The following is a 10,799-nucleotide window of genomic DNA, read 5'->3' on the forward strand; positions in this document are numbered from 1 at the left end:
CGATGTCGTAGCGCGGATTTGCCCGGTTCGCCTTGAGCATGGTGGTTTCGGACTGCGAAGCAACGAGAAAGATCGAGCCATCAGCAGCCGCTTTGCTCACAAAGGCTGCGCCCACAGTCCCGCCCGCGCCAGCTTTGTTCTCGACCACCACGGGCACCGACACCGACTGCTTCATGGAGTTCGCCAGGATTCGCGCAGCCAGGTCGGTGTTGCCGCCCGCTGCAAAGCCGACCACGAGGGTGATCTGCTTGGTCGGCCAATCGTCGGCCGCGTGCGAAGCGTTGGTGAAGAACAGCGCCGCGAGCACGGCAAGGATGTATCTCGGCATGGTGTCTCTAATGTGTGGATTGAGTGAAATGAAGCTGGCTTTGACGTGGGCGGGCGTGGGCGCGCTCAGTCCTGGTTGGTGACCCGATTTTCCTGAACGACCTTTTTCCAGCGCGAAGCCTCTGCTGCGATGAACTCCCGCGTTCTTGCCGGGTCTCCCAGTTCCGGCGTGAATCCAAGCTTGGTGAGGCGATCCTGGACCGTTGAATCCGCCAGAGCCTTTGCAAAGGCGTCGTACAGGCGGGACACGGTTGGGTCCGGTGTTGCTGCCGGAACCAGGAACGCATACCAGACCTTGGGGGTGAAGTCGCCGAAGCCCAGTTCCTTCAGCGTCGGCACGTTCGGGAAGGCGTCCATTCGCTTTTCGGACGCTAAAGCGAGCACTTTGAGCTTGCCGCCTTGCGCAAGCGGCAGTGCTTCAGCGGTTGTGGGAAACATGAACTGCACTTCGCCACCCAGCAGACCCTGGAGCGCATAAGCATTCCCCTTATAGGGAACATGAATGCCCTTCCCGTCTAACGCTTTGAGCAGGCGCAGCGAAGAGAGGTGGGCCACCGTGCCAGGCCCTCCGGAGCCGTAGTTCAGGCCGGCAGGCGTTTTCGCCGCCGTCACCAGGTCTTTGAACGTGTGGATGCTCGACTCCATGGGCACCGACAGGGCCATGGGAAACGAGCCCACCGAAACCACTGGCTTGAAGTCCTTTTCCAGGTTGTAGGGCAGCTTGCCCCCCATGACCGACGCCACCACGCCCGAAGTCGTCAAGTTCAACAGGGTGCAGCCATCGGGCTTTGATGCAGCCACCACGGCGGTGCCGATCGAGGTGGTTGCGCCCGGACGGTTGTCGATCACCATAGGCTGACCCAGGATCTCGGCCACCTTGTCGCCAAGTACCCGGCCAACCAGGTCACCCACACCTCCGGCCGGCTGCGGGATCACCATCCGCATGTAGGAGGCGGGGCAGCCACCAGAATCCGCCGCCCCAGCGCCAACGCCGCCGAGCGACGCCGCAGCACTCAGCACAACTGCACGGACAACCTTCAAGAGAGCGCGCATACAAACAGACCTCAGGAAAAACCACTTAGGCACACATTCTCCCGCCTAATGGGATTTGTTTACCATCCCTCGATTACCCTAATTGCGTCCTGATGCGCGGTCTGAGAACCTCCATTTTCGTCTCCATATCCTGCATGGCGACACTTTTTTATCAGATCATTCCTGGCGAATCATGGGCTCTCCTGAGCACCTCCGCCAGAAACTGTGGATTGCGCCAATGTCTCAATACGACTTCATCGTCATCGGCTCAGGCTCAGCGGGCGGCGTGCTCGCGGCCCGGCTATCGGAAAGCGGCAAGTACAAGGTGTTGTGCCTGGAAGCCGGCAGCGCCAGCGAGCGCTACATCTGGAGTCGCCCTCCTGGCGGAACCGCCTTTACCATCGTCAATCCCAAGGTCAATTGGTGCAGACAGTCCACGCCGAACGAGAGCACGGCCAACCGGTCCATCTACGTGCCTGGCGGCAAGCTGCTCGGCGGCTCCAGCGCTATCAACGGGATGATCTTCAACAGGGGACAACGCCTGGACTACGACCGCTGGATGCAGCTCGGGTGTCACGGCTGGTCTTATCAAGACGTCCTGCCGATCTTCAAGAGATTGGAGAGCACGCAGATCGGCTCGGACCGCTACCGTGGCCGCAGCGGCCCGATCAAGGTGACCGTTGCGGAGAAGACCTCCCCCTTCTTCGACCTGTTCATCGCGTCGGCCCGCCAGGTCGGCTATCCGCTCAATCCAGACTACAGCGGCGACACCCAATATGGCGTTGCCATGGCACAGCAGACCATCTACCGTGGCCTTCGCCAAAGCACGGCCACGCAGTACCTGGCGCCGGCAAGAAATCGGCCCAACCTTGTCATCTCGGCGGGCGCCGAGGCGACCACCCTGATCATGGAGGGCAAGTGCTGTGTCGGTGTTCGCTATCGCCGGGCCGGACAGATGCAGGAAGCGCGGGCTTCCAGGGAGGTAATCCTCTGCGCCGGTGCGATCGGTTCTCCAAAACTGCTCGAACTCTCCGGTATCGGCAATCCGGCAGTGCTCGCGAAGTTCGGAATTCCCGTGCTCCACGCCTTGACCGGCGTCGGCGAGAACCTGCGCGATCATTTTGGCCCCACCATGAAATGGGCCTTCAAGGAGCGCGGCATTTCGTTGGCCGGGCGCGGGCGGGGGTTGAGGCTCCTTGCCGAAATTGTTCGCTATGGCCTGTTGCGCAAGGGGTTCATCTCTCAGGGGGTCGCCACCTTGCGGGTATTCACGCGTTCAAGCGAAGAAGTTGAGCAAGCGGACATCGGCCTGCTGATCAACCCGTTCCTCTTGGAGATCGTCAACCAGAAGCGGCGAATGTCGAACCGGCATGGCTTCTTCGTCTACGCGCAGGTGCAGCGGCCTGAAAGCTGTGGAAGCGTCCATATCCAGTCGAAGGACCCGTTCGCTGATCCGGCCATCAACTACAACTTCCTTGCGACGCAGAAGGACCGCACCATCGCCGTTGCAGCTGTTCGCAAAGCGCGAGAAATAGCGGCCGCATCGCCCATCGCCCCATTGATCTCCGAAGAGATTGAGCCTGGCCCTCAGGTTCGCACCGACGAGCAGATCATCGACTACATCAGAAACAACGGGTCCACGACGTTTCATCCGGTCGGCACCTGCAAGATGGGCACCGATGTGTCGGCTGTCGTGGATCCGCAGCTGCGGGTCCATGGCATCGAATGCCTCCGTGTGGCCGATGCCTCGATCATGCCCATCATCATTTCGGGAAACACCAGTGTTCCCTGCATGATGATCGGAGAAAAGTGCGCAGACATGGTACTTGCCCATCATGATGCCGAGCATGACGCGCACCCTCGTTCTCAACTTGCGGCCGATCCCGTCGGCGTCGACGAAGCCAGCACGGTCTGACGACCTCCGCCGGCGGCCTCGAAGGCTCCCTCATTTCGGTTTGCCGCGGCCGGCGCTCACGGCGGATGTCGACAAACCCTTCGGGGGCGTCAAGGACAGCGGCATCGGACGAGAAGGCCGACTCACTCGCCTGGACGCCTATCTGTTGTCGAAGACCGTTCTCCAGAGCACCTCTCAAGTCTGAGCCCCCGCTTCTGACCATCTCTATCACCCTTCGGAACAGCATGGCCACTTCCACTGACTTGTGCTACGACATCGCGGACTTCATCGTAGGCACGCGCTACGAAAAGCTCTCATCGACGGCAATTGAGGGCGCCAAGAAGAGCATCCTGGATACCCTGGGCGTCATCCTGGCTGCCGGCGGCATGGAGCCTGCCGTCCGTGGCGTGGTCGACTTCGCCATGGAGGGCGGCGGCCGGCCCGAAAGCTCGGTATTGGGCTTCGGTGGGCGCGTCCCAGCGGTCATGGCGGCTTTCGTCAATGGTGCGATGGCCCATTGCCTCGACTATGACGACCAGACGCCCTGGGGGCAGCACTCGGCCAGTTCGCTGATTCCCGCCGTCTTCGCGGTGGCAGAGAAGGTTGCCGCGGAGAAGGGCCCGGTGTCCGGCAAGGACATGATCGCCGCGGTGGCGGCAGGCCAGGACTTGTTCAACCGCTTTCGATGCCACGTCGACTGGCGCAAGGACTGGAATTTCTCGACAGTGATGGGGGTGTACTGCGCCACCGCCGCATCGGCCCACCTTCTGGGACTGTCACGGGAACAGGTCGCGAACGCGATGGGCATCGCGAGCATGCAGTCATGCGGCACCACCGCAGTGATCAATGCGGTCGGAAGCGACCTACGCGCCATGTATGCCGGATTCCCGGCAAGGGGAGCGGTGACGGCGGCCCTCCTCGCGCAGAAAGGAATCACGGGTGTGCCGACGGTGTTCGAAGGCAAGTACGGGATCTTCGACATGTACTTCGGCAACCGCTACGACCGGGAAAAGATCGTGGATGGGCTCGGAACGCACTACACCGGCGGCCTGACTCTGTACAAGCGCTGGCCCGCGGTCGGCACCGCGCACAGCCATATCCATGCCACCATGGGCCTAGTCGAGGACCACGATCTCGCGATCTCCGACATCGACGAAATCAAGGTGTACGTGGGCGACTACCATCGACTCATGTGCAACCCCTTGGAGGAGCGCCGCGCTCCCTCCACCCTCGTCGACGCCAAGTTCAGCCTTCCATTTCTAGTCGCCGTTGCCGCCGTCCGCCGGCGCATGAGCCTCAGCGACTTCACCGACGAGGCCTTGAGGGACCCGAAGGTGCTGGCTGCTGCGCAGAAGGTCATTCCGATCGACGACTCGACTCTGGACTGGAAGCTCGAGCTTCCACCGGGGCGCGTCGAGATCGTCATGCGCGACGGCCGCCGGCTTGAGCGAATCGGCACCGGCATCCCTGGCAGCTCCGAAGCGCCGATGCGTTGGGACGACATCGTCGCGAAGTTCTGCGATTGCGCATCCTTCGCCGTGGTTCCACACTCGGTGGACCAGATCCGCGCCATACACAAATCGGTTCAGCGTTTGGAACTGGCCCGCGACGCCACAAAGTTTCTCCGCGCATTTTCGTGAAGCAGCGGACACATCCGTGTAGGGCGGGGCCCGGCGTACGGTGGGCGAGTGCACAGGCCGCCCCAACATACTGCGATCCGTTCCAGGTCGTGATCGTCTCGATCATTGCTTTGCGCTCAACGCCTTGTGTTGGCGCTGGTGTAAATCCGCGTCTATTCGCTTGCGAGAGGCGAGAGCGCGGTTTTCTGCGAGCAGTGACCGGGACAACATTCGAGTGATGAAGTGACTATGGCCCCGCAGGCACCCGATGGCACCTGAAGCCTCGGGAAATCTGGGATGCGGCGGCGCGCCCGCAATTCAACGATCAATCGATCGAGCGCGGCGCGGGCACGTCGCTCACTTTGTCGACGAAGTCCCGAGCAAATGAAACTGGAACCTCGCTGGCCCAATCCAGCGTATGCAGTCGCTTGGCGATCTTCCACTGTCCTTCCATGCGATGAAGCTCGTCGAGATAGCGCAAACTTCGCATTGCAACCATGCGCCCGTCCGAGCTCACAAGAAAAGCGAATGCATTGATCTCGGTATGCGCCACTTCTGCGTCGAGTCGCCTGTATTGGACGTTTCCGGTGAAATGAGTGGAGATCTTGCAGGCGCCCGATGCGAGCGCTTCGAACAACGCAATTTGTGCCAGCAGTGCTTCCACGCCTTGAACGGGCGGGCGGCCTTCGTATTGGGCAGATACGTCCTCTGAGAAGCATCCACGAACGACATCGCGATCGCCGCAATCTGCGCCGTTGAAATAGCGCATGTGCAGGTCGTGGATGGCTGCGCGGTCAAGCAACGTCTGAAGATGGCGCGCGAACTCGTGCTCGTGCTCGCGCGCTGGATCGTTTGAGCGCTGATATTTCGTGTCGATATTCACTTCACACGCAGCATCAGCGCTGAACGAATGGGTTGTCCGGAACAGCTGTCGAGGTAGAAATCATGACGCTCTTGGTTTCGAGATAGTCGTTGACTGCTTCCATGCCGCTCTCGCGTCCGAGGCCCGACTGTTTCATTCCGCCAATGGGCACCAGGACGCTATAGGCTCGATAGGTGTTCACCCATACCATCCCGGCCTTCAGCGCTCGGGACATTCGGATCGCGCGCCCTACGTCGCGGGTCCAGACGCCGGCGGCAAGCCCATAGATCACGTCGTTGCCGATCCTCACGGCCTCTTCTTCGGTATCAAAGCCGATTATCGAGAGGACTGGACCGAACACCTCCTCCTGCGCGATGCGCATGTCGCTCGCCACGTCGGTGAAAACTGTCGGCTCGACGAACTGCCCGGCTCCGAGGCCCTCACCCTGCGCCGGATTTCCTCCAAGAAGACAGCGTGCACCTTCAGTCTTGGCCAGGTCGATGTAGTGAAGCACCTTCTCAAACTGGGGGCGGGTTGCTATGGGACCAACGTCGGTATCCGGTCGCATCGGGTCACCCAGTTTCAAGGTCCGAGCCATCTGCACCAGCCGCTCGGTGAATGCCGGCCGGATGGAGTTCTGGACCAGCAATCTTGAACCTGCAGTACACATCTGTCCCGCCGCCGCGAAGATCCCCGAAACCGCACCAACGATTGCACTGTCGAGGTCCGCGTCGTCGAACACGATGTTCGGCGACTTTCCACCCAGTTCCATCGAGACACGCTTCATGGTGCGCGCCGCCGCCGCATAGACCTTCGCCCCTGTCGTGTCCGACCCGGTGAAAGTGATCTTGGCCACGTCGGGGTGCTCAACCAGATGCGTTCCGAGTTCCTGGCCCAATCCCGTCACAACATTGATCACACCGTCAGGCAATCCAGCCTCCTTCGTCAAGGCTGCCAACTCAAGCGAACTGGCCGAGGCAAACTCCGAGGGCTTGAGCACGACAGAGCAACCCGCGGCCAGCGCTGGAGCACATTTAAGCGCGAAGAACATGAGCGGGGAGTTCCAGGCCGTCAAGGCAACGACCACGCCCACGGGTTCGCGGTAAGTCATTGCGAGCATGTCCGCCTTGTCGACCGGCAGGACCGCACCTTCGATCTTATCGGCCAGACCGCCGAAGTAGTACCAATGTTCAGGCAGATACTTCAACTGCCCTTGCATCTCGGCCAAGATCTTGCCGTTGTCCCGACTCTCCACCTCGGCAAGCCGTTGAGCATTGTTGGGGTCCGCCAAAAGATCACCAATCCTTCGCAGGACCCTGCCCCGCTCGGTTGCGGTCATCTTGCTCCACGGACCCGATTCCATCGCCTCCTTAGCCGCTGCCACCGCAAGTTCAGCATCTTGCTTGTTGCCGCGCGCGATGCGGGCCCAAGCCTCTCCGCTGTAGGGGTCTTCAGTTTCGAGCCACTGCCCGCTCGCAGGCGCAACAGGCGCCCCATTGATCCAATGCTGATATGTTTTCATTTCACTACCTTTTGCAAACGCCAATCTGATAGACGATGCTCTTCTTCCCGGCATCGAAACACGACTGAACGTGAACTGAAATGCGACTCGACGTGTGTGCTGCGAGCTCGCTGTTAGGGTCGATCGACTTAAGCATGGTGATGGGCGAGATTTGAAAATCTCGGGAGCGCAGCCGTCGTCGCTCGACGTGGCTACAGCCGCCAAGGAGAGTCGAGCACACTCTCATCTGGCCATAAAACTTTTGATCCCATACGTTGACCAGACAGGGTTGCAGATGGTCAAGAAGAGCCGACTTTGACCTTGCCGCGAAGCTTCTTCCACTTTGCCAGGTCTTCCTCCAGCTGCTTGGCAAATGCCTCGGGTGATCCATTGCCGGGTCGCAAACTGACATCCTGCAGTCGCTGAGCGACGTCGGGCATCTGAGCAACCTTGTTGAACGCCTCATTGAGCTGTTTGACCAGGGCCGGCGACATCCCGGGCGGGCCCATCAACGCGTAGAAGGTGTACGAGCCCACTTCCCGCAGCTCGGGCACCCCGGATTCCGCCACGGTGGGCAAGTTCGGCAGCGATTTCACCCGTTGAGTTCCGGTGACAGCGAGCGGCTTGAGCTTGCCGTCGGAGATCAGCGGAACAGCCGTCGCGACCATGGCCATGGTGACATCGACGTTGCCTGCCATGGTGTCCCTCGTCGACTCCGCCTCTCCCTTGTAGGGCACATGCAGTATGGACGCGCCCGTCAGCGTCAGGATGTATTCCGACGTCAGGTGACTCCCAGAACCCAGGCCGGCGGAGCCATATGTCAGCTTGCCAGGGTTCGCCTTAGCGTAGGTGATCAGGTCGCCCATCGAGTTCATGGGCGCGTCCTTGCGCACCAGGAATACGGCCTCTCCCTGGGCGATCAGCGCGATGGGCGTAAAGCTTTTCAGAGGGTCGTACGGAAGGTCCGTACGAACCCCTGGGCCCTGGGTCAGTGCCCCTCCCGATCCAATCCACAGGGTATGGCCGTCCGGCGCAGCGTTCATCACCGGCGTCGCGGCGAGGACCTCGGAGGCGCCTGGCCGGTTTTCCACGACTACCGGCACATGGAGCAGGTCCGGCAACTTGGCTGCATAGAGCCGAGCGAGACTGTCCATGCCGCCACCAGGCGAATAGCCCACCAACAGGCGAATGGGCTTCGATGAAAGTTGCTGGGCTGGGGCGGAAGCAGGAAGCAAGAGCGGCGCCACCAGGCAGAGCCCTATCAGGGCGCGAATCAGTTTGGAGCTTTGCATTGTCTCGGTCTGTAAGAGTTGTCCGGATCTGATACAGGGTCTGCGTTTTCAGACTCGGCACGGATTCCCGAAACGCCCGGGAGGGAGGCATCGATTTCTGCGCCCTTAGCTGTCAGGTTCCAGCGAGGCAAGAAAATGGTCTTTGTCCTTGAAGCGAAGTGCCTTCTGGCTGCCCGCCGACCTTTCGCACAGCGCCTTGATCTTCGAGAAGTAGAGTCTTCGAGCCGAGTTCATGGGCACGATCTCCACCATGAGTCCCAGGGAAGGCGGCGAACCGAAGTAGTAGACGTCCACCTCCCCCGTCGGTGAGCGGATCGACGCGACCTCCTCGAAGCCACTGGCGATCAGCTGGCGATGTGCGGCAGCCATATCGTCTGGCCAGAACGCCATATGGTGGGCGCCGCCGTCCATGAGGCCTTTGCTCCTTGCCTCCGTGTAGATCGACGGCGCGTCGTTGTTCTGACAGATCAGTTCTATCTGTGTATCGCCGATGTATGCGAGCGCAAGGGAAAAATCGATAGGACTGCGCTCACCGCGATGAACAAAGTGGCGGCTTCCAAGCGCCTTCTCAAACACCACAAACGGGCCGACCTTCAGCTCGTCGGTCCAAACCTTGAGAGCCGCATCCATGTCGCTGACCAAAAAGGCCAACTGCATCCTGCGCCCGTAGTAGAAGTTGTCAGTCATCTCAGCCTCATACGTTCCAACGCCGCGATCCATCAGATCAACGCCAGGCAGATACACGATGTTATCCCGCCATTTGCGACTAGTTTACTCTTCAGAGCTACGGCTTACAAGGCACGGAAGCAGGAACCAGGCTAGGTGCAAACCCGTAGATTCGGTTGTTGACACCGAGGAGCGCTAGGTCCCTCCTACTCGTGAAGGTCTTGGTCGAGGGCTGCGAGGTGGCTTGCAACATCGGTTCCGGCCGAAGTCGGCGCTCAACAGTTCGTCCTCGGGGCCTCGTCAAGAGCCAAGCACGTTGCTTGAACTATATCCCGTATAGCGCGACAATATTGTTTTACTGCCTGGACAAGACAAAGTGGGGTTTCATGAATCTGGATTCGAACTTATGGGACGACATCGTCGTCGGAGCCGGAAGCGCAGGCTGTGTCGTGGCTGCGCGTCTTAGCGAGAACACTTCACGGCGCGTCCTCGTTCTTGAGGCCGGCCCGCGGGACGTGTGGCTCATGAAACCGTTCGGTCTCAGCTACTACCTCGACTTCTCACGCTTCGAGTGGGGTTTCTGGTCCCAGCCGGACTCGACACGCAATTCGCGAATCGACCAYTGGCGGCGCGGGCGCGTGGTGGGTGGCAGCGGCAGCATCAATGGCATGAACTACGTACGTGGCGCCCGGGCCGACTATGACCGTTGGGCTGCGATGGGCAACGTTGGGTGGTCGGCCGACGATGTCATGCCTCTGTTCCAAGACATGGAGCGTTGCGAGCCCGGCTACCACGCCCCGCCCGACTACTCAATCCGTGGCAATTCTGGTCCGCTGCCCATTCGGGAGGTGCGGCACTGCCATCCCCTCACGGAGGCGTTTCTCGCAGCTGCGCAAGCGGCCGGCATTCCACGAACACACGACTTCAATGGCCTGCAGCAAGAAGGGGTTGGCTATGGACAATTCAATCAGCGTCGGGGAATGCGAGTCAGTTCGGCCGATGCATGGCTCAAGCCGGCGTTGCAGCGCAAGAACTTGCGACTGGTCACCGACGCGCTCGTACACAAGCTGCATGTAAGCGATGGCAAGGTCACGGGTGTCGCCTACGAATGCGACGGCGTCATGCGCGAGGCCCGGGCTGGCAGGGTTATCTTGTGCGGCGGGGCGATCAGTACGCCGCAGCTTCTGATGCTATCGGGTATCGGCGATGGAAAGGACCTGCAGTCGCTTGGCATCGATGTGGTGGCACACCATCCCGGCGTGGGCCGCAATTTGATGGAGCATCCGCTCATCAGGCCGAGTTGGCGCGTGAAGCGACCGAGCTACAGCCCCACAACCAACCTATTGCGGATGGCAGGCTTTGGAGCCAAGTTCTTGCTGACGGGACAAGGCCCCCTCGCCACGATCACCGAGGCCATGGGATTCCTGAGAACTTCGACCTCAGAACCCTTGCCGGACGTGCATATGCTTTTCTCGGTCGCAGGCGCGGTAAACGATGACGAAATGCAGTTCTACAAGAGCCTCAAGGTGCTGCCATACCCTTCGTTCTCGATGGTGCTCGACAAGAGCTATCCCCTTAGCCGGGGCACCATCCGTCTTGCCAGCGC

The 10,799-nt window shown here is 60.6% G+C and carries 9 protein-coding genes; 3 read left to right on the forward strand and 6 right to left on the reverse strand.

The genetic code is table 11. The annotated features are described in order from the left end of the window. On the reverse strand, nt 1–307 hold a 307-nt coding region (locus AC1DY5_RS26795), incomplete at its 3' end, for a tripartite tricarboxylate transporter substrate-binding protein (RefSeq protein WP_478116321.1). Nucleotides 308–393: 86 nt separating this feature from the next. Next, on the reverse strand, nt 394–1,380 hold the full coding sequence (locus AC1DY5_RS26800; RefSeq protein WP_478116323.1) for a Bug family tripartite tricarboxylate transporter substrate binding protein: 987 nt from the start codon (nt 1,378–1,380) through the stop codon (nt 394–396). 217 nt (nt 1,381–1,597) lie between these two features. Here AC1DY5_RS26800 and AC1DY5_RS26805 point away from each other — a divergent pair, with 217 nt between their 5' ends. Beyond that, nucleotides 1,598–3,274: a GMC family oxidoreductase gene (locus AC1DY5_RS26805; protein ID WP_478116324.1), complete on the forward strand. Its 1,677-nt coding sequence runs from the start codon at nt 1,598–1,600 to the stop codon at nt 3,272–3,274. A 224-nt stretch (nt 3,275–3,498) separates the two neighbouring features. Then, on the forward strand, nt 3,499–4,893 hold the full coding sequence (locus AC1DY5_RS26810) for an MmgE/PrpD family protein (RefSeq protein ID WP_478116326.1): 1,395 nt from the start codon (nt 3,499–3,501) through the stop codon (nt 4,891–4,893). A 304-nt stretch (nt 4,894–5,197) separates the two neighbouring features. Here AC1DY5_RS26810 and AC1DY5_RS26815 read toward each other — a convergent pair whose 3' ends face one another. From AC1DY5_RS26815 to AC1DY5_RS26830, 4 genes are all read right to left on the reverse strand, one after another. Beyond that, on the reverse strand, nt 5,198–5,755 hold the full coding sequence (locus AC1DY5_RS26815) for a nuclear transport factor 2 family protein (RefSeq protein ID WP_478116327.1): 558 nt from the start codon (nt 5,753–5,755) through the stop codon (nt 5,198–5,200). 13 nt (nt 5,756–5,768) lie between these two features. Then, nucleotides 5,769–7,256 (reverse strand): aldehyde dehydrogenase, encoded by a 1,488-nt coding sequence (locus AC1DY5_RS26820; protein ID WP_478116328.1) that lies wholly within the window; start codon nt 7,254–7,256, stop codon nt 5,769–5,771. 278 nt (nt 7,257–7,534) lie between these two features. Next, a complete protein-coding gene (locus AC1DY5_RS26825) occupies nt 7,535–8,527 on the reverse strand; it encodes a Bug family tripartite tricarboxylate transporter substrate binding protein (RefSeq protein WP_478116330.1) in 993 nt (330 codons plus the stop codon). Between the two features lie 105 nt (nt 8,528–8,632). Then, the gene (locus AC1DY5_RS26830) at nt 8,633–9,214 is read right to left on the reverse strand and encodes a VOC family protein (protein WP_478116332.1); all 582 of its coding nucleotides are present in this window, start codon (nt 9,212–9,214) and stop codon (nt 8,633–8,635) included. Nucleotides 9,215–9,579: 365 nt separating this feature from the next. Between AC1DY5_RS26830 and AC1DY5_RS26835 the strand changes: the two genes are divergently transcribed. Further along, nucleotides 9,580–10,799: GMC family oxidoreductase (locus AC1DY5_RS26835; protein ID WP_478116333.1), on the forward strand; the 1,220-nt coding region annotated here is incomplete at its 3' end.

The sequence above is a fragment of the Variovorax sp. P4_D9 genome, assembly GCF_056401695.1.